Source organism: Psychrobacter sp. Sarcosine-02u-2 (assembly GCF_002836335.1).
GTDB lineage: Bacteria > Pseudomonadota > Gammaproteobacteria > Pseudomonadales > Moraxellaceae > Psychrobacter > Psychrobacter faecalis.
On sequence record NZ_PJBX01000129.1, the window covers coordinates 1 to 18,285 of the forward strand.

The 18,285-nt window shown below is 43.5% G+C and carries 17 protein-coding genes and 1 pseudogene; 8 read left to right on the forward strand and 10 right to left on the reverse strand.

What is annotated here, in order from left to right; translation table 11 throughout:
• Positions 1–376 precede the first annotated feature (376 nt).
• Positions 377–757 (reverse strand): iron-sulfur cluster insertion protein ErpA, encoded by a 381-nt coding sequence (gene erpA / locus CXF58_RS04270; protein ID WP_068407319.1) that lies wholly within the window; start codon positions 755–757, stop codon positions 377–379.
• A 573-nt stretch (positions 758–1,330) separates the two neighbouring features.
• On the opposite strand from erpA, the gene CXF58_RS04275 reads away from it, so the two are divergent.
• Positions 1,331–3,397 carry an ATP-binding cassette domain-containing protein gene (locus CXF58_RS04275; RefSeq protein WP_068407324.1) on the forward strand — a complete coding sequence of 689 codons (2,067 nt, stop codon included), beginning with the start codon at positions 1,331–1,333 and terminating at the stop codon, positions 3,395–3,397.
• A 138-nt stretch (positions 3,398–3,535) separates the two neighbouring features.
• Here the strand turns inward: CXF58_RS04275 and CXF58_RS04280 are convergent, their stop codons facing one another.
• Complete coding sequence (locus CXF58_RS04280; protein ID WP_102076714.1) at positions 3,536–3,898, reverse strand: septal ring lytic transglycosylase RlpA family protein; 363 nt, start codon at positions 3,896–3,898, stop codon at positions 3,536–3,538.
• Between the two features lie 461 nt (positions 3,899–4,359).
• On the opposite strand from CXF58_RS04280, the gene CXF58_RS04285 reads away from it, so the two are divergent.
• Both CXF58_RS04285 and CXF58_RS04290 read left to right on the forward strand, forming a co-directional pair.
• Positions 4,360–5,376, forward strand: a complete 1,017-nt coding sequence (locus tag CXF58_RS04285) for a DnaJ C-terminal domain-containing protein (protein ID WP_068407330.1) — start codon at positions 4,360–4,362, stop codon at positions 5,374–5,376.
• A 130-nt stretch (positions 5,377–5,506) separates the two neighbouring features.
• Complete coding sequence (locus CXF58_RS04290; RefSeq protein WP_068407333.1) at positions 5,507–5,830, forward strand: chaperone modulator CbpM; 324 nt, start codon at positions 5,507–5,509, stop codon at positions 5,828–5,830.
• 119 nt (positions 5,831–5,949) lie between these two features.
• Here the strand turns inward: CXF58_RS04290 and sstT are convergent, their stop codons facing one another.
• From sstT to CXF58_RS04305, 3 genes are all read right to left on the reverse strand, one after another.
• Complete coding sequence (gene sstT, locus CXF58_RS04295; protein ID WP_068407337.1) at positions 5,950–7,152, reverse strand: serine/threonine transporter SstT; 1,203 nt, start codon at positions 7,150–7,152, stop codon at positions 5,950–5,952.
• A 196-nt stretch (positions 7,153–7,348) separates the two neighbouring features.
• Complete coding sequence (locus tag CXF58_RS04300; RefSeq protein WP_068407340.1) at positions 7,349–7,837, reverse strand: DNA polymerase III subunit chi; 489 nt, start codon at positions 7,835–7,837, stop codon at positions 7,349–7,351.
• Positions 7,838–7,887: 50 nt separating this feature from the next.
• Entirely contained in the window at positions 7,888–9,540 is a 1,653-nt protein-coding gene (locus CXF58_RS04305; RefSeq protein WP_068407343.1) for a leucyl aminopeptidase, read from the reverse strand.
• A gap of 610 nt (positions 9,541–10,150) precedes the next feature.
• Between CXF58_RS04305 and CXF58_RS04310 the strand changes: the two genes are divergently transcribed.
• Both CXF58_RS04310 and lptG read left to right on the forward strand, forming a co-directional pair.
• Positions 10,151–11,440: an LPS export ABC transporter permease LptF gene (locus tag CXF58_RS04310; RefSeq protein ID WP_068407346.1), complete on the forward strand. Its 1,290-nt coding sequence runs from the start codon at positions 10,151–10,153 to the stop codon at positions 11,438–11,440.
• Positions 11,440–12,681 (forward strand): LPS export ABC transporter permease LptG, encoded by a 1,242-nt coding sequence (gene lptG, locus CXF58_RS04315; protein ID WP_068407349.1) that lies wholly within the window; start codon positions 11,440–11,442, stop codon positions 12,679–12,681. Before CXF58_RS04310 ends, lptG begins: the two co-directional genes overlap by 1 nt.
• Positions 12,682–12,810: 129 nt before the next feature.
• On the opposite strand, the gene CXF58_RS04320 is transcribed toward lptG, so the two are convergent.
• On the reverse strand, positions 12,811–13,419 hold the full coding sequence (locus CXF58_RS04320) for a class I SAM-dependent methyltransferase (RefSeq protein ID WP_068407352.1): 609 nt from the start codon (positions 13,417–13,419) through the stop codon (positions 12,811–12,813).
• Positions 13,420–13,730: 311 nt separating this feature from the next.
• Between CXF58_RS04320 and CXF58_RS04325 the strand changes: the two genes are divergently transcribed.
• From CXF58_RS04325 to CXF58_RS04335, 3 genes and pseudogenes are all read left to right on the forward strand, one after another.
• A complete protein-coding gene (locus CXF58_RS04325; protein WP_068407355.1) occupies positions 13,731–14,165 on the forward strand; it encodes a PH domain-containing protein in 435 nt (144 codons plus the stop codon).
• Positions 14,166–14,327: 162 nt separating this feature from the next.
• Positions 14,328–14,768, forward strand: coding sequence for a transposase family protein (locus CXF58_RS04330; protein WP_102076715.1), 441 nt, complete (start codon positions 14,328–14,330; stop codon positions 14,766–14,768).
• An 8-nt stretch (positions 14,769–14,776) separates the two neighbouring features.
• Positions 14,777–15,160: pseudogene (locus CXF58_RS04335) on the forward strand (transposase family protein); the annotation flags it as partial.
• Positions 15,161–15,201: 41 nt separating this feature from the next.
• On the opposite strand, the gene CXF58_RS04340 reads toward CXF58_RS04335, so the two are convergent.
• From CXF58_RS04340 to tusA, 4 genes are all read right to left on the reverse strand, one after another.
• Positions 15,202–15,540: a DUF3817 domain-containing protein gene (locus tag CXF58_RS04340; RefSeq protein ID WP_068407936.1), complete on the reverse strand. Its 339-nt coding sequence runs from the start codon at positions 15,538–15,540 to the stop codon at positions 15,202–15,204.
• Positions 15,541–15,584: 44 nt separating this feature from the next.
• Positions 15,585–16,523 (reverse strand): site-specific tyrosine recombinase XerD, encoded by a 939-nt coding sequence (gene xerD, locus CXF58_RS04345; protein WP_068407934.1) that lies wholly within the window; start codon positions 16,521–16,523, stop codon positions 15,585–15,587.
• A gap of 38 nt (positions 16,524–16,561) precedes the next feature.
• Positions 16,562–17,794 (reverse strand): methyltransferase, encoded by a 1,233-nt coding sequence (locus CXF58_RS04350; protein WP_068407933.1) that lies wholly within the window; start codon positions 17,792–17,794, stop codon positions 16,562–16,564.
• A 106-nt stretch (positions 17,795–17,900) separates the two neighbouring features.
• Positions 17,901–18,227 (reverse strand): sulfurtransferase TusA, encoded by a 327-nt coding sequence (tusA, locus tag CXF58_RS04355; protein ID WP_068407927.1) that lies wholly within the window; start codon positions 18,225–18,227, stop codon positions 17,901–17,903.
• Between the last annotated feature and the right edge of the window lie 58 nt (positions 18,228–18,285).

The window sequence follows — 18,285 nt, forward strand, 5'->3', positions numbered from 1 at the left end:
ACTTCGCCATGAGGGGGTGCCTTCATAATTTGGGGTAGGAGTAGGATTTTTTTAGTGATTATTCTTTATGAGCAAAATCCTTTAATCAACAATCTTCTAACAACAATCTTTTAATAAAAGGCTCGCAAGCATAAGCTTTACAAACAGGTTAAGCGCTCACTCATACAACAGATTGATTAGACTAGCTACTCAAAAGAAGGCGGTATTTAAGCACATCCCCATAAAAAAACAATCGTAAACCGATTAAAGCCACCTTTTACCAGATTATCGGTCAAAAACGACTTTTTCAGTTTACGATTGTATACTTAAATTATCCCAACAATACTATATTGCTTGACTAGGTTACTTCTATAACGAAACTATTATCTCGACTTATTTAAAGAGAAAACGATGAACCACAGCCGCAAGTCGTAGTGGCATTTGGATTGGTGACAATAAAGCGCGCGCCTTCTAAACCCTCGGTATAGTCGACGGTCGAGCCTTGCAAATACTGATAGCTTAGCGAATCGACGACTAAGGTCACATCATCATTATCAAAATTGGCATCATCTTCATTGAGCTCATTGGCAAAGTTAAAGCCATAAGAGAAACCTGAACAGCCGCCGCCCGTCACATAGACACGCAGCATAAGATTGCTGTCACCTTCCTCTTCACGTAGGCGACGTACTTTTTTTGCCGCGCTGTCGGTCAAGTTTAAGGCGGTTGGGTCGACTGGTTGACTTGTGCTTGGATTAAATTGATTGGCTGATTCGTTCATATCTACCTCAGTTGCTAAAATCAAATGATTTGTTTTTTATTTCTGCGAGGTCGTCTATTTATACTGGATAGGGCGACTGATAAGTAGCGGCTGATAACGCCTAGGCTACGGTAAAATTTTTTATATTTGTTAAGGCATTTAGCAATGTAACATTTTAGCAATGTAACTTAGTATTGAAACATTATTGTGGCATGGCAATTTGGTGAATAGCAATACGGCCGCTACTTAACTTTAAACGCTCAATTTCGAACACCTAACTGCATGATGTCAATAGTATTTTACTAGTATAACATAATTGGGGTGCTGATTGATTTGTCAAGGGTGACAGTAGCGTTTGCAACTATATAGTAGTTTTACATGCCAAATAGCGGTTTTAAATGCCAAAACTTTTAATCGTTCGCATGCCATTATGATCGCAAGTGGTTTTTAGCCGTATAAAGGTTTGAATTTAAAATAGTTATTTAATCGTTTGCCTATGCGCCAAGCGTTTGAAATAATAGCCGCCTGTAAACATGCCAGACGTGTGTTTTTATTGCCTTAAGTTTTATATTATTGTTGAGATGAAGAAATTATATGATCGAATTTAAAGACGTTGGCGTTCGCCGTGATGGTCGTGAGTTGTTTGCAGGGGCAAGCTTTCAGCTCCATCCGGGCCATAAAGTTGGCTTGACGGGCAATAACGGCACCGGTAAATCCACCTTGTTTGCCTTATTATTGACGCAAATGGGCACCGGCGATACCGAAGTGACGCTTGATAAGGGTGAGGTGAGCATTCCTGATAGCTGGCAGGTGGCGCACATGGCGCAGGAAGTCGGGGCGAGCACGCAGACGGCGATAGATTATGTGCTAAGCGGTGATGAGCAGTGGTATGAGATTAATGCGGCGTTAAATGATTTAAGCAGTGTCAGTGACGATCAGATTGGCGTATTGCATCAGCAGTTTGATGAAATTGACGGCTATCGTACGCCGACCAAAGCGGCCCAAATCATGGCAGGTCTTGGTTTTAAGACCAGTCAGCATGAATTGCCCGTTGAAGGGTTCTCGGGTGGTTGGCGTATGCGTTTAAACCTTGCCAAAACCTTGATGAGCCGCGCCGATTTAATGCTCCTTGATGAGCCAACCAACCATTTGGATTTGGACGCCATTCTTTGGCTTGAGACCTGGATTAATGCTTATACCGGTTTGGTGATTGTTATCTCGCACGACCAAGCGTTTTTGGACGCCACCGTCGGTCATATCTTGCACGTCGAACAACAAAAAATCACCCTTTATACAGGTAATTATCAGCAGTTTATCCGTACCCGTCACGAGCGTATGGCGCAGCAGCAGCAAGCGTTTGAAAAGCAACAAGCAACCAAAGCCCATTTGGATGACTTTATTCGTCGTTTCCGTGCCAAGGCCAGTAAAGCCAAACAGGCGCAAAGCCGTATTAAGCAGCTTGAGCGCATGGCGGAGCTGTCGCCGATGATGGCAGACAATCCGTTCTCGTTCCGCTTTTATGAGCCGGCCAATATGAGCTCGCCGCTGATAGAAATGAGCAATGCTGATATCGGCTATAGCGAGACGCCGCTTTTGCATAATGCCAACGTCCAAGTAACGCCCGACACCCGCCTTGGTTTATTGGGGATGAATGGCGCGGGTAAATCGACCTTGATTAAAGCCTTGGTTGGTGAAATTGGTATTTTATCAGGCAGCTATCGCGTCTCTGACACCTTAAAGCTTGGCTATTTTAATCAGCACCAAATGGATACTTTAGACGCCGCAGCGACACCGATGCAAATGCTGCGCCGCCTAGCAGGTAAAACCTCTGATGCCGAACTACGCTCGTTCCTTGGTAGTTTTGACTTTCGCGGCGACCGTATCGATACCCCAAGTGAGCTGTTTTCTGGTGGCGAGCGCGCGCGTTTGACTTTGGCATTAATCGTTTGGCAGCGTCCAAACGTGCTGGTTCTCGATGAGCCAACCAACCATTTAGACTTACAAATGCGTCAGGCTTTGACCATTGCCTTGCAAGGGTTTAAAGGGGCAGTGGTGCTGGTATCGCATGACCGTGAGCTGATTGCCAACGTCTGCGACGAGCTGTTTTTAGTGCATGACGGCCAAATCGACGAGTTCGATGGCGATATCAGTGACTACGGTAAATGGCTAGCAGAAAAACGCAAACAAGAAAATGCCTCGGACAAAAATACCGGTAAGAAAAAGAACAAAAAAGACAATAAGAAATCCGTTTCACGTGAAACAGATACAGGTTCGGCAAACAGTCAAATGACCAAACCATCAGTCAGCCAATCAGATCAAATAAACAGTAAAGCGTCAACTGCACCTGTAAATAATAAAGCCGCTCAGCCTTTGATTAGCAAAGAAGAGCAGCGCAAATTGGCTGCTGAGCAGCGTAAGCTCACCGCACCGATACGCCGTGAGATTGAAAACACAGAAAAAGCTTTGGCTAAAATTGATGAAAAATTGGCCAGTTTAGAAACCAAGCTTGCCGATACTGAGCTGTACGAAGAAAGCCGCAAGGCTGATTTATTGCTATTGTTAGATGAGCAGACTGCGCTACAACAGCAGCATAGTGATAATGAAGAAAAGTTGTTGCTAGCGATGACAAATTTAGAAGAAATGGAAGCGCGTTTCCAATAAAAAGTTGTCACGGCAAGGTGACAGCGTGATTATTTAAGCGCTTAATATAGTGGCTATATATAGTCACTATATTAAGCCACTATAAAAACTCGTCGATATAAAAAAAGGGAGAGCCTAAGCTCTCCCTTTTTTATGCCATTATTCCATCCGGTATTTACCATCTCCATAAGACAGTATTTTCATAGTAGTTGTGCAAAGTTCACAGTTTATTTGACCAGCAGCGGCTTTCGATAAATCCAAAATACGACCTTTAATATAAGGTCCTCTATCAGTAATTTTTACGATTACGCTCTGCTTTGTCTTTTTGTTGGTCACTTGTACCTTCGTACCAAACGGCAGCGTTTTATGCGCGGCGGTGAGGGAGTTCATATTGAAGATACTGCCACTTGCGGTACGTTTGCCGTGGAACTTACTACCATAATAACTGGTGTTGCCGGCAAAAACAGTCGTACTTAACAGTAGCGATAAAGTGATGACTAAAGACTTGATTAAATAAGACATTTAATACCTATTTCTTGTTGATGAGATAGACAGATACTCTTGCCTATGTTACCCATACTCCCTGCGAGTACAAATAATAAAGGCATTTTACAAGAAAGAGCTTGTTATACCCTTACAGGTATGTAAAAGAACTACTAAGGTCAAAAGGGCGCTGTTACGCCTGCAAATCTATGATTCTCCACTGCTCAATCCTATTAACCACTCTTTAATTTTGTTAACAATATCTCCATTATTACTTATAAATATAGCCTTTATACTTAAGGTAACTATCTATTTGTCTAACAGTTTGGGTTGGTGTTGTTGGCCGTTTATTATTGTTATGATGATACGTAGATGACAATAACAATGATAACGACCAGACGTTATATGCGTTATATCGCTCTCATACAAACCGGTCCATCGTTTCGTTTACATTGGCATAGCAGTCTTATTCACAGGCTTTTATATTGAGGAAAATTAACATGGCAGAAAAAAATTACTATGACATTTTGGGCGTCAAAAAAGATGCCAGCGATGCTGAGATTAAAAAGAAATATCGTAAGCTGGTACGCCAATATCACCCTGACGTCAGTGATGATCCAGACGCTGATAATAAAATCGCGGAGATCAACAATGCTTATGAAACCCTTAGGGATAAAGATAAGCGTGCAGAATATGATGCCATGCTAGACAATCCTTTTGCTGGTGCAGGCGGCGCTGGTGGCTTTGGCGGTTTTGGTGGCCAATCGGCTGGTGGTCAAGGCGGTTTTCGCTGGGAAGACATCAATGATCAGTTTGGTGAAGGTCAAGCTTATGGTGGTGGCGGTTTTCGCTTCGATGATATCTTTTCAGCCTTTGGTCGCGGTGCGCGTGGACAAACTGGTGGCCGCTCACAAAGCAGCGGCTTTGAGCAGTTTGGCGGCGGTTTTGGCGCGCAAGACAGTCAAGGTCAAGACCAACATGCGGAGATTACCGTGGATTTGGCCTCGGTCTATAGCGGTGATGACTATAGCATCAAGTTAAATGTGCCCGTTCGTCAGGCGAATGGTAGGGTCGATTATGAAAATAAAACCCTTAAAATCAAAATTCCTAAAGGTATCACCGATGGCAAGCAAATCCGCTTAGCAGGACAAGGGGCTGCTGGTATCGGCGGTGGTAAAAACGGCGATTTATTTTTAAAGGTTAAAATCAGTCACGCTGGTAATATCCGTATTGAAGGCGCCGATGTTTATCAAACCGTTAATATTGCGCCTTGGGAAGCGGCGCTCGGTGAAAAAATTACCGTTAATACCCCAGCTGGCTCGCTTGGGGTGACGATTCCTAAAAACAGCAAATCAGGTAGCAATTTACGCCTAAAAGGTAAAGGTATTCCTGCGAAGCAAGCGGGCAATCTATATTTAACCTTAAATATCGTCAATCCTGATGTCAGCAGCGAGGCGGCTATAAAAGCGTATGAACAGCTTAAAGAAGCGTTTGCTGATACCAGTATCAGCCGTTAACGACGGGTATTAACAGCTATTATTAACGATTGGTGCTATCAGTTTTTAACTGTGATGAATCATGAATAATCGCCTTGTAATAGAGATAAAGACCATACGATAAAATAAAGCGCAAACGAGGATAATCATTATGAAACACTCGCCTGAATTTACCGACATTATCTTGAGCCTAGATGAGCTCGTATCTGCCTGTGGGCAAGAGCGCCAATGGGTCATCGAATTGCTTGAAGAAAATATTATCGAATATGATGTACCAGAGCGTCAGCAGTTTACTGGCTATCAGTTGACGACCGTGCGCCGTGCCTCGCGCCTCAGCCGTGACTTTGAAGCCAGCGTACCAGCGATTGGTTTAATACTGGAGTTACTAGATGAGGTTGAGCAGCTGCGTCAATTTAAGCGCCAGCTTGATATGCAGATGCCAGTGATTGAAGTAGACGTCGAGCATTTAAAATAATAGCCAATGTCTTATTATTATCCATAAAAAAGGGTCTCTAAATGAGACCCTTTATACTATTAAAAATACCGCTTTAAAAATGACGGTTTTTCAATAAAACTAACGTCAATAACTAATAACTAACGCGCATATTTTGGATCAGCGGCAGCAGTAAATAAGACGTCTGTTGATGAGTTTAGCGCAGTTTCAGCGGAATCTTGTACCACCCCGATGATAAAGCCAATTGCCACCACTTGCATGGCGATATCGTTTGGAATACTAAATAAGCTTGCTGCCAATGGAATTAAAAGTAGCGAACCACCAGCCACACCAGAAGCGCCGCAAGCACTAATCGTTGCGACCAAACTTAGTAGTAGCGCTGAGGCAAAGCTTACTTCGATACCAAGTGTATGCGCTGCTGCTAGGGTTAAGACGTTAATGGTAATCGCCGCACCGGCCATATTGATGGTCGCACCTAGCGGAATGGTGACTGAATAAGTGTCTTCGTGTAGACCTAATTTACGTGCAAGGTTCATATTAACCGGAATGTTAGCGGCTGATGAACGGGTAAAAAACGCGGTAATCCCTGATTCACGCAGGCAAGTAAACACCAGTGGGAAAGGGTTTTTACCCGTCTTAACTAAGACGATAATAGGGTTGACCACTAGCGCAATAAACAACATACAACCGACCAGTACCATCAAGATGCGCGCATAACCTGCTAGGGCGGCAAAGCCTGTCTCAGCGACGGTATTGGCAACCAAGCCTAAAATACCAAATGGCGCTAGCGCAATGACCCATTTGACCACTTGCGAGATGGCATCAGAAAAATCACTGACCACCGCCCGCGCGGTATCGCTGGCTTGACGTAGGGCAAAACCAATGATGATTGCCCACGCTAAAATACCAATATAATTGGCATCAGCGATGGCCTGCACAGGGTTGGCAACCAAATTCATCAGCAGGTTGGTGAGTACTTCTTGCAGGTTAGCAGGGGGTACTTGCTCAATGTTGGCATTGACCAATATTAGCTCGGTTGGGAATAAGAAGCTTGCGCCAACGGCGGTCAGTGCTGCCAAAAAAGTGCCGAACATATACATAATCAACACCGGTTTGACATACACCTCATTGCCACTGCGATGTTGGCTAATCGCTGCCATGACCAAAATAAAGACCAATATCGGCGCGACTGCTTTTAGGGCGCCGACAAATAGCGTCCCTAATAGGCCCAGCGCAACACCGATATTTGGCGCCAGCCAGCCAATCAAAACGCCTAATATTAAACCGATAATAATAAGCGGCACCAGCCCTATACGCTGGTACATCGCAATCAATGAACGCATCTATACACCCTCGACTTTGTCAATAAATATAAAATTTATAATAGAACGGAAAAGTAATCGAAGGATGGTAGCATTTTTTTAAGATAAACGCCTACCTTTAACCCATGCCTACCTAGGCACATAAGGTCAAGTAAAAGTGCACAATGTGAAAAAATAGAAGTGTTTTTTAAGACAAAAAATAGATAAGGTTTGTCGATTAAACCTTAAAATGGGTCAGCTCGTAGCCCAATTGTTGATAGGCTTTGTATTTATGCCGACCTTCTTGCGTACTCTCAGGGTCAGGTTTTATCAGCTCAAGCACCCGAGTAGGCTGGGCATTATTGGTCGCTGCCATAAAACGATTGACAGGATGGATGGTGGTATTTAGGACAATACCTTTAAAATCCGCTGGCATATAACTGCTAAGTAAAACAGGGGCTAATGCCTCATTATTATCTTGCACAGGTTTACTAGCATCTTTAGGCTCAGAAATAGTAGCGTGCAAAAGTCGCTGATGCGGTATAAAGCTTGCGCCATCATATGACCATAGCGCTTCATCAAGCGTCGATAGCAATTCATCATCTTTATCAATGAGAATCAAGAGCGGTTGGCTGCTTTTGTTCAGCGCGGTTTGGGTCAATTGACAAATAAAGCCCAAGATATCTTGGGCTTTACTCTCACTTAAAATATAAAAACTGATGTTCATAAATTCATTTTCATAAATTGGTATTTTACCAATAGATTATTAATAACAGATTAGGCATTGTTTGCGCTGTTTTTGAGGTATTGCATAAATAGCGGAACAGGGCGACCAGTTGCTGCTTTGTCTTGACCAGAATTCCATGCCGTACCAGCGATATCCAAATGCGCCCATGCTTGACCTTCTTCAACGAAGCGAGATAAGAAACAAGCGGCTGTGATAGCCCCGCCACCTTTACCACCGATGTTTTGCATATCAGCGATAGGCGAGTCAAGCTGTGTTTGATACTCATCATCTAACGGCATATGCCAGATTAAATCGCCCGATAAATGACTGGCGTTTTCTAGTTCAAATAACACGTCTTCGTCATTACTAAATACCGCTGAGCGCACGTGACCTAAGGCAACCACACAAGCGCCGGTCAACGTTGCCACATCAATAATGGCTTTTGGATTATAGCGCTGTACATAGCATAACGTATCGGCCAACACCAAACGACCTTCGGCATCGGTATTTAAGATTTCAACCGACTTGCCATTCATGGCTTTGACGATATCACCAGGGCGCGTGGCATCACCTGATGGCATGTTTTCCGCACAAGCAAGCGCACCAACGACATTAATTGGTAGACGCGCTTCACATAAAGCTTTAATCGTACCGAGTACTGAGGCTGAACCGCCCATATCAAATTTCATCTCATCCATCGCCGCACCGGGTTTGATTGAGATACCGCCTGAATCAAAGGTCACGCCTTTACCGACTAAGACGATAGGCGCATCATCATTGACAGTTTTTGCATCGCTGTTTTTGTCAGATTTTTTACTAGCAGCTTTGGTCGGTAATTTATCTGCCAAGGCTTTTAGACCGCCTGTTACTTTTGCACCGCTATTAGCGATTTTGCTAGCGCTGGCTTTAGCGCTAAAGTTAGATTTACCGCGGTACTCTAACAATACCAATTTACCTTCTTTGGCTGAACCTTGGGCAACCGCTAAGAAGCAGTTCATACCCAGCGCTGACATCTCATCTTCACCCAAGACGGTGACTTTTAATAAGTCAGGATAAGCTTTGGCAAGCGCTTCGGCTTGTTCGGCCATGTAAGCTGGGAAGCAGATATTGCCCGGCTCATTGGCGACATCACGGGTCAAGCTTTGACCAGCGAATACCGCTTGAGCAAAGTCTAATGCCGCTTGCAAAGACTGGTCGGCAAGTAAATAGATGTCGGTTAAAACAGGCGTGTTTTGCTCAGATTTATATTTGTCAAAACGGTAGCTTGCTGCGAGTAAATTCAAAGCAAACTGGCTGAAATGATTTTCTTCTAGCGCATCACCTAAAGCAACGGTGATAGAGTCAACACGTTTTTGCGTGCTTTGATAAATGGTATTAGCGATTTTCTGCAAGCCGCTATGACTAAGCTTATCAATATTACCCACACCGACGAGTAACAGCTGTACTGGATTTTCTTTAGCCGTTTTTTTATCACCAGCCAAGGCATAATCAGCGACGGTTTCGCAGGCTTTACCATTAAAATGTGATACTTCCATCAATTGCTTAATACGGCTTTGATAATCGCTTAATGTGGCTTCAGCTAAGATATTTTTCTTATCATCGATGAGTACCACAAGACAGGCGGCATCTTTACTTTTGGCTTCTTTTTTAAGTATTTTTTGTGTATGGGTTTTTGGCAGGGTTTGCGTTAATTTAATATTCATATAATTATCCTTATTAGAGTTATGAAATGCATATTTTATTAATGTATTCGTGCTTTTTAAAATAATACTTTTTAAACGCCGTTGCTTATGCAGCTAGCACAATAGTGTAGCATATTGCGAGGCGAGTGCGCAGCGAGCGCGGCGTCGCTATCAACATAGCAATCCTATATTTTTTGAATCGACTGCCTATTTATTTGTTCTGTTTAAAGCATTTATACTAATTAAATTTGGCAGAAACAGTAGTTTAGCAACAAAACCTAAAAAAGCGCGCTCAGGGATACCAAGGACAAACAAACTTTGCTAAATAGTATAAAGCAAACATACGGCGTAAATAGTTAATAGATTCACGCTTAGATTAAGGTATTCTTATAAATTATATACGCTGTAGGCTTTGTTAGTTTTAGCTATTATGAACCAAACAATCAAGGCTTATAGCAAGATGCATACAATGTTTTCCAACACATTTCACAGCCATTTTTGAGCAAAATATGCTAGGATTAGCGGTTATCTTTATCGCTACTATTTATAACGTAGCGCCAGTCAAACTGCGCTAAATTGTGCGCATACCAACCTTTTTTAAAGAGTGCCTATTGTGATATTACGCCGCTATATGACTCAACAAGTTGCCTCAACGACCGCTTTGGTGTTGGGGTTTTTAGTGGTGATGATGCTCGGCGGCCGCTTAATCCGTTACTTTGGCATTGCCGCAGAAGGCAATCTGGACATCAGCTTATTATTTACCATCATTGGTTATAATTTACCCTACTTTTTAGAGCTTATCCTACCGTTGGCATTTTTTATCGCGCTCATGCTAGTATTCGGGCGCTTGTATGTTGACCAAGAAATGGCGGTGATTAATGCCAGCGGCGTGTCGCGCGGTAAGCTTGGACGTTTGATGACGCCATTGATATTGGCATTATTTGTTGGAGAGGCGGCCTTATCTATTGTTGGAAAACCGTGGGGCGTACGCTCATCGGAAAGTGTTTGGCAGCAACAGGCATTGACCAGCGCTTTTGATTTGATTCGCCCCAATCAGTTTATCAGTAGTGGCAATTATCATTTGTACGTCGGCAGCTTGAGTGATGATAAAAAGCAATTGCAAGATGTGATATTGATACAATCTGAGCCTAAGCCTAAAGGCAATGCAGCAAAAAACGCGGCCGCTGATGTAAATAATAATATCGACCCAGAAACTGCTGAGCAGCTCAATATTCCAGAGCTACCAAAAGCCCTTATAGGCAAGAATAGTATCAGTAAAGATACCATTACCCTTGCCAAACGCGCTCAGCAAGTAGATACCGGCAGTAGCGGCGTCACCCAATTGGACTTATTCCAAGGTCGCCGCTATGAAGTCGGCGCGGGCAGTTTAAAATACAATCAAGTGGGCTTTGATCGCTACCGTATCACCTTGACCGAATCCTCTAAAGAAGTCATCACCGAAGCCAATATCGAAACCCAAGCGATTGGTCCATTATGGCAAGCCGCAACAGGCAGTACAGCAGTGAATAGCGAAAAAGCATTACGAGCGGCACAAGGGGAGCTTGGCTATCGTCTTGCTTTGCCTTGGCTGATGATTATTGCACCGATGCTGGCCGTGCCACTGGCGCAAGTACGTCCGCGTCAAGGTCGCTGGCTGCGCCTGTTCCCATCGATTTTATTATTTGTCAGCTGTGCGCTGGGTATTATTTCCCTCAAAAATGCGGTGAGTAAAGGCAGTGTTAGCGTTTGGGCGTATGCATGGTTGGTATTAGGCTTTATGGCATTGGCGCTCTATATGAATTGGGGCAGCCGCGTCCAACATCGTTTGCGCTTTCGCAAACCAGATGAGCTGTTAACCGTTAGCGAGCATCAAGGCAATATTGACCAAAAAAGCAATGGCTCACAAGGAGGACAATCCTAATGAGCGCTTTATTCTCTAAATCATCATCGTCTAATTCATCAAAGCCAAATTCGCCAAAAGCCAAACTGAAATTTGCGCCTAAACCAACCAATCTAAAAGTGCTGAGCCGTTACGTTAAACTAAACGCTTTGCTTGCCATCATCGGCGCGGTTATAGGCTTGTGGGCATTGCAGCTGGTATTTTCTTATTTGTCTGAGCTAGATTCGTTAGATGATAACTATACGATGGGCGAGGCGATTAAATATATCTTTTATCGCTCGCCTTACTTTTTAGAGCAATTTATCCCAACGGGCGCGTTACTTGGCGCCGTGGTCGGTTTGGGTTTATTGGCCAATAAAAGCGAGCTGGTCGTCATGCGCGCTGCTGGCGTCAGTGTTTATCGTATCGTCGGCTGGGTGTTGCAGCCTGCCTTGATTTTTGTGCTATTGGCATTGGTGATTAATCAGTTTGTCCTACCGCATTCGAATCAGTTGGCGCAAGAGATTAACGATGAAGATAACAGCTCGCTTGTCACCTCGGTACGCGGTTATTGGACGGTACAGCCACGCTTTGAGAGTGCAAAAGACGGCAGTGCCAAGCCAGATGGCAGCGATATTTTATATATCGATTATGCCGATGTGCAAGGCAATATCGGCGAAGTTAAACGTTGGCATTTGGATAATAATGGCAATCTGCAATCTGCTATTCATGCTGAGGGCGGCAAATATATCGGCCGCGAACCGATAGATACCGATAGCAGCAAGCCGAGCGAGCAATACCGTTACGAGTGGCAGCTGAATAATATGACCAAGCTGATGATTGGTCAGGGCTTTGAGAGTAGCCAAGCTATCGCACCGTCAGATACCTTGAGTTTGCCTTTTGCCCCTGAGTCGGTGTATTTACTCACTCGTAAGGCCGAAGATTTATCATTGACCCAGTTATACGAGCATCGCCAATTTATGCGCCAGCAAGGCACGCGCTCGTTAAGTCATGAGCTGGCCTTTTGGCAAAAGCTGCTGTCACCATTATCGATTTTATCGCTGGTAATTGTCGCTTGCTCATTCGTTTTTGGCTCACTACGTACGCATAGCTTGGGCTTACGCATCGTGGTGGCATTGCTATTTGGCTTGCTGTTTAGTTATGTGCAAGACTTGGTTGGCTTTGTTTCGCTCGCGACTGGATTCTCGCCATTATTAATGGTGTTATTACCGATTATCGCCAGTGCGATATTGGGTGGTTATTTGTTGAAGCGGCAAATGTAACCTTAAAAATGTAATTGTAAAAATATAACTTTAAAAATATAGTTCTAAAAATTTAGCCATAAAAAATCCCGCTAAGACATCATCTTGTTAGCGGGATTTTTGTTTGCTCAGTTTTTAAGTTGCTTAAGCTTAGTCTTTGGTCGCCATGGTAATGGTATAAGTTTTACCTTGTTTAACCTTTTCGCTATTACCAAACACTTCGGTAAATGAGCGCTTCATAAATTGACGCAAGCCATTAATCGTCACCACATAAAAACGCCCACCTTGACGCATGCGCGCATAGGCATCAAGGAAGTATAAATAATGCTGCTCTTTACCTACTTTGGCTGGCAAGTTCGACATCACAAGGCTAAAGTCTTTGTCTTTTGCCACATGATTAAAGCCGTTAGACAAATGCACATCAACATTTTTCAGACCGTTTTTCTCGCAATTACGGCGCGCATATTCTACCGCCATAAAATCTTTATCAATCAAGGTATGCAGTCCATTCGGACATTCACGCGCCGCCGTCATACCAAGCACGCCATAGCCACAGCCCAAATCTATCGAATCATCATCCGCTTGAAAATCCACATAATCAAGCAGCATCAAACTGCCATCATCGAGCTTTTGCGGCGAGAATATACCCCATGTGGTCGCAAAATCAAACGGCTTGCCCAGCACATCTTGGCGAAAGTTGATATCTTCACGCCAGTGTTCGGCGCTTTTTAACAGGTCAGCAGGGGGTCTATGGCTCATGGGATTCTCGGATTATTTAATAAATAGAAGGTTAATATACTATGGCAGGTATTGTAACGAGAAAAGGGCAGGTTTGCAGCTAGGGATTCATTTAAAATTTGGTGGTGTGTCAAAAAGTATGCTGATTAAAATTTGAACAATTTTGAAGCCTTGAAAAGCCCTATAGAATCAGAGAACTTAGCATAGATTTCTTATTGACTTTTATCGCCAGCATACTTTTTAGAACACCACCTAAAATTTATCTTAGTTAAAGATAAGATTGATTATTATTGCTAGACTTAAATCCGCTTTAGCTAACTATAGAGTATTTTATGACAGACATTGTATTTACATCTAAAATTGATTTCTGGATTGGATTTACGCTCTTGGGAGGTAGTTTTATGATGATTGGCATTCCATTTTGGCAATGGAAGAAAAGTGAAAACGGCTCGTTAGCTAAAGCTATTTTTTTGGCATTTATTTTCTTACCTTTTATAGTATTAATGCTTATGCCGTTTTTTGGTACGAAATATACGTTATCAGACGGTCATCTTCTTATAAATAATGGTTTTTCTACGCAGCGTATTGAGCTTACAGACATTACTTATATTGCTCCAACCCGAAATATGGTTTCTGCACCAGCTCTGTCGTTAGATAGACTTGAGGTAGACTATAAAAATAAAAAGGTATTAATATCGCCAAAAGACAAACGATTATTTTACCAAGAAATAAAAGCGCGTAACCCTAGTATAGTGATAGCAAAATAAGGTAAGCATTTTGGTTTATCTAGGCGGATGATACTGGGTGTCCAACTTATTTTATCTTGTTCTTGACGGATCACTATCCTCAAAAGTCTAAAGACAATAGACCTCTTGCAAAAGTAGCAAAGGGAATTAAAATAAGAAGACGCTCATAACTTTTTAGGAACCATGCCAAACATAGATAAGCTACTCAAACAAAGTGACGCTGGTTTTAAACGCTACACTGGCATTCATAAAGCCACCTTTTATGACATGCTTGAGGCCATGCAAGAGCATGAAGCATCTAAAACCAAATCAGGCAGACCAAGCTTGCTCAGTCTTAAGGAGCAGATACTACTAGCCCTGACTTATTGGCGTGAATACCGCACGCTTTATCATATCAGTATGGACTTTGGTATTCATGAGTCTTCTGCTAGTCGTATCATCCGTAAAGTAGAAGACATCCTGATTGACTCTGGCAAGTTTGAATTGCCCAAAAAGCTCCCTAGTCGCGTCGATGATGACATCAATTGGAGCGTCGTCATTGTTGATGCGACCGAAACCCCAATTGAGCGTCCAAAAAAAACCAAAGAGACTACTACAGCGGTAAGAAAAAACAACACACCTTAAAAGCGCAGGTTATCGTCCATTGGCAAACCGGTTTGATACTTGATGTGCAAACCTGTAAAGGGTCAATCCACGATTTTAAGCTCTATAAAGATACTTGTCCTGATTGGCTTCCTGACAATGCTAAATTACTAGCAGATAGTGGTTATCAAGGGTTAGCAAAGCTACATAAGCAAACCTTCACCCCTTTTAAAAAGCCACGTGGTGGTCAGTTACTGGAGATATGCAAACAGGCCAATCACTATCTGGCAAAGTTTCGTATTGTGGTTGAGCACAAAATAGGCTTAATCAAGTTGTTCAAAATCGTGGCTCATAAATATCGTAACCGTCGTCAGCGCTATGATCTTAGAATGAAGCTGTTTGCTGGTATCATTAATTTCGAGCTAAACCTATGACTTTTGCAAGAGGTCTAATCGATAACCAAAAATACTTAATTCTATTTTTTCAAACGCTTTTTTAATAAATGATCAAATATAAACGGACCAAATGGTAAAAACGAGCCAAGCACACCTGCAGGCATTGCCCATAGCGGCATTTTTATTTTACTCGTTGCAATCAACAGCATCAAAATATAGGCGATAAATAATCCCCCATGCGCCATACCGACATATTTCACTGCTTCAGGAATACCTAACATGTATTTTAGTGGCATGGCGATACCAAGCAATAATAAAAAAGACGTGCCTTCTAAGTAACCCATGATGGTCAGGTTTTTGAGGGCAGAGTTTTGCCCTTTTGTTAGGGTAGGCAAAGTAGATGGCTGAGCTTGCGACACGTTTTATTCCTTTTACAATCATCAATAAATCTTTAATTTCAATTCTAACCGCGCGGATGATGCTCGGCATGCAACTTCTGCAATCTCGCCGTCGCCACATGAGTATAAATCTGTGTGGTTGATAAATCACTGTGCCCCAGTAATAACTGCACGCTACGCAGGTCTGCGCCATGATTGAGTAAATGGGTGGCGAAAGCATGGCGTAGGGTATGCGGTGATAGCTCTTTATCTATGCTGGCAACTTTGGCGTATTTCTTTAATAGATACCAAAAGTTCTGCCGTGTCATATAGCCGCCTTGCGCGGTCAAAAACACCGCTTGGCAATTACCAGATTTCAAATGCGCAATCAAATCGCCACGAGCGTGCGTTAGATAATCTTCTAGCGCATCTGCTGCATATTCGCCGAGTGGCACTAAGCGGGTTTTATTGCCTTTACCGGTAATTTGTAGCCAACCAGCGTTTAGATTGACTTGCTCAAGCGACAGATTAATCAGCTCGCTGACGCGCAGACCACAAGCATAGAGCACCTCTAACATGGCTTTATCACGTAGACCGAGCGCCGTGCTGCTATCAGGTGCAGCGAGGAGGTTATCGACATCGGCCTCGCTCAAATCCTTTGGCAGTGGACGACCTAATTTGGGGCTTTTGATACGCTCGCACGGATTGTCCTCACGCAAATTACTAGCAATCATCCAAAGGTAGAACTGGCGCAAGCTTGACAGCGTACGTGCTTGCGTGCGCGGCGTTTTGCCCTCGATGGTAAGGGTTGATAAACAGTGCAGCACGTCTTCAGGCTGCCATTTCGTCAGCGCGATAGGATTGGTCAGCTCGCAAGAACGTAAATCGCGCACATAAGCATTACGCGTCCGCGTTGCTAAACCGCGGGCGAGCATTGCTTGCCGAAACTCGGTGATGTAAGCTGGCTCGTCATCGACGGCTAGCGCTTTAGGTTGGCGCTGTTGGACGGCGCGGTCGCGGCTCATAATTTGATACTCAATGATTAATTATCAATTATTAAAGATTAGGCAGGTTCTAAGCACCATAATGAAGTAATCTCGCTACTCCTCGCTGCAAATAGTGGATCAGACTCATCTTGGCTGCGACTATGCTTAGGTTTGGTATTGAGGCGGTATTTTACTTTCAAACCACTATCAGCAAACCAGCCTAATAATTCCTCACGAGTGCGTAATTGTAAATGCTCAGCCAAATCCGACAGAATCAACCAGACTTCTCCTTGCTTAGCTAAATGAGATTTCGCGCCCTGCAAAACCCCACGCAGCATTTTGCTATTGGCATCATAAACGGCATACTCTAACGGCGAGCTTGGCTTAGCGGGTAGCCAAGGCGGATTACAGACAATTAAATTAGCGAGTGGCGCATCCGTTGAATATAAATCCACCTGTTGCAACTGTACATTAGCTAATTCTAATCGCGTAAAATTTTCGCTGGCGCAGGTTAAAGCTCGCGGATTTAAGTCGGTGGCAATTACTTGTTTGACACCGCGCTGCGCTAAGATAATAGCCAGCAAGCCAGTGCCCGTACCGATATCATAAGCGACATCACAAGTATCTGGCAGTGGCGCCTCGAGTAATAGCTGCACATATTCATGGCGGGTTGGGGCAAAGACACCATAATGCGGGAATATCGATAAATCTAAACCATCAATCGGAACGCCTTTTTCGCGCCACTGCGCTGCACCAAGCGCTCCTTGTAGGTCACGAAAAGACAGCACATACGACTCATTCAGTTCATTATCCAACTGACCAAAAGCAGCTATGCAAGCCGCACTCATATCAGGGGCGCGGCGTAATTGGCTGACATAATTGGCATCAAGCTCGAGTAGCAGACGGCTTAATATGCGCGCACGCTGGGCTTGCAATTGGCGCTGCTGATGAAATAAGTTAGGAATACTTTTGGATAACTCTGAAGATTTATCTACATTTTTATTGGATTTTGCAGATTGATTTGCTGCTTTTTTTATTTTACGTAGCTCAGAGCGCTCATTGGTACGCTCGATGCGTCGATTGAGCGCTTGTAGCAGTTGCCGTGCATTATGAAAGTCACCACGCCACAGTAGTGAAGTGCCTCCGCAAGCCAAGCGATAAGCCTCATCGGCGGTCGTTTTATCATCGACCAACACAATACGCGCAGGCGGCGCATGATTGCTTTCCGACAACCAAAGTGCTTGATGTAACGTCTCGCTGCCGTCTTTGTTTTCGAGCCACTGCACATACTGCTTTTGGGGCGCTAACATGCTATCTACCTTTAATTTGTGAATGATATGTTTCGTACAAAGCAAAGATATCTGGATGCTATTAGTGCGTTGATGCTATGAGTGCTTTAAGCTCAATCAAATGCATTTAAGCATTCTTTTTCTTCACCAAATAGCGATAAAGCGTGGCGTTAATAGGTGCATCATCATCGTCCGTAATTGTGATTTCATCAGGATCAATATTTAACGGCACATTTTCAGCAAGCGTTTCTTGCTTTACAAGCTCATGCCCCAAATGACGGCAAAAATTAGGAATATCGCGAGTGGTCGCAGGATCTGTAGCGAGTATTTCAATCACTGCGCCAGCTTCGGCATTACGTATGGTTCGATGTAGCATCATCACCGGCTCAGGGCAAATCAGCCCTTGGGTATCTAAATGATGTTGAATGGTACTATCAGATGTTGAAGTTGTCATAGTCGTTTTTTAAATCAATAAAATATGGTGAATGTTTTCAGTTCTTTATTAGTGATGG

Excerpts from the sequence above, each read along its gene's own strand:
- erpA (WP_068407319.1), bottom strand. The coding sequence starts at position 757 with ATGAACGAATCAGCCAATCAATTTAATCCAAGCACAAGTCAACCAGTC.
- CXF58_RS04275 (WP_068407324.1), top strand. The coding sequence starts at position 1,331 with ATGATCGAATTTAAAGACGTTGGCGTTCGCCGTGATGGTCGTGAGTTG.
- CXF58_RS04280 (WP_102076714.1), bottom strand. The coding sequence starts at position 3,898 with ATGTCTTATTTAATCAAGTCTTTAGTCATCACTTTATCGCTACTGTTA.
- CXF58_RS04285 (WP_068407330.1), top strand. The coding sequence starts at position 4,360 with ATGGCAGAAAAAAATTACTATGACATTTTGGGCGTCAAAAAAGATGCC.
- CXF58_RS04290 (WP_068407333.1), top strand. The coding sequence starts at position 5,507 with ATGAAACACTCGCCTGAATTTACCGACATTATCTTGAGCCTAGATGAG.
- sstT (WP_068407337.1), bottom strand. The coding sequence starts at position 7,152 with ATGCGTTCATTGATTGCGATGTACCAGCGTATAGGGCTGGTGCCGCTT.
- CXF58_RS04300 (WP_068407340.1), bottom strand. The coding sequence starts at position 7,837 with ATGAACATCAGTTTTTATATTTTAAGTGAGAGTAAAGCCCAAGATATC.
- CXF58_RS04305 (WP_068407343.1), bottom strand. The coding sequence starts at position 9,540 with ATGAATATTAAATTAACGCAAACCCTGCCAAAAACCCATACACAAAAA.
- CXF58_RS04310 (WP_068407346.1), top strand. The coding sequence starts at position 10,151 with ATGACTCAACAAGTTGCCTCAACGACCGCTTTGGTGTTGGGGTTTTTA.
- lptG (WP_068407349.1), top strand. The coding sequence starts at position 11,440 with ATGAGCGCTTTATTCTCTAAATCATCATCGTCTAATTCATCAAAGCCA.
- CXF58_RS04320 (WP_068407352.1), bottom strand. The coding sequence starts at position 13,419 with ATGAGCCATAGACCCCCTGCTGACCTGTTAAAAAGCGCCGAACACTGG.
- CXF58_RS04325 (WP_068407355.1), top strand. The coding sequence starts at position 13,731 with ATGACAGACATTGTATTTACATCTAAAATTGATTTCTGGATTGGATTT.
- CXF58_RS04330 (WP_102076715.1), top strand. The coding sequence starts at position 14,328 with ATGCCAAACATAGATAAGCTACTCAAACAAAGTGACGCTGGTTTTAAA.
- xerD (WP_068407934.1), bottom strand. The coding sequence starts at position 16,523 with ATGAGCCGCGACCGCGCCGTCCAACAGCGCCAACCTAAAGCGCTAGCC.
- CXF58_RS04350 (WP_068407933.1), bottom strand. The coding sequence starts at position 17,794 with ATGTTAGCGCCCCAAAAGCAGTATGTGCAGTGGCTCGAAAACAAAGAC.
- tusA (WP_068407927.1), bottom strand. The coding sequence starts at position 18,227 with ATGACAACTTCAACATCTGATAGTACCATTCAACATCATTTAGATACC.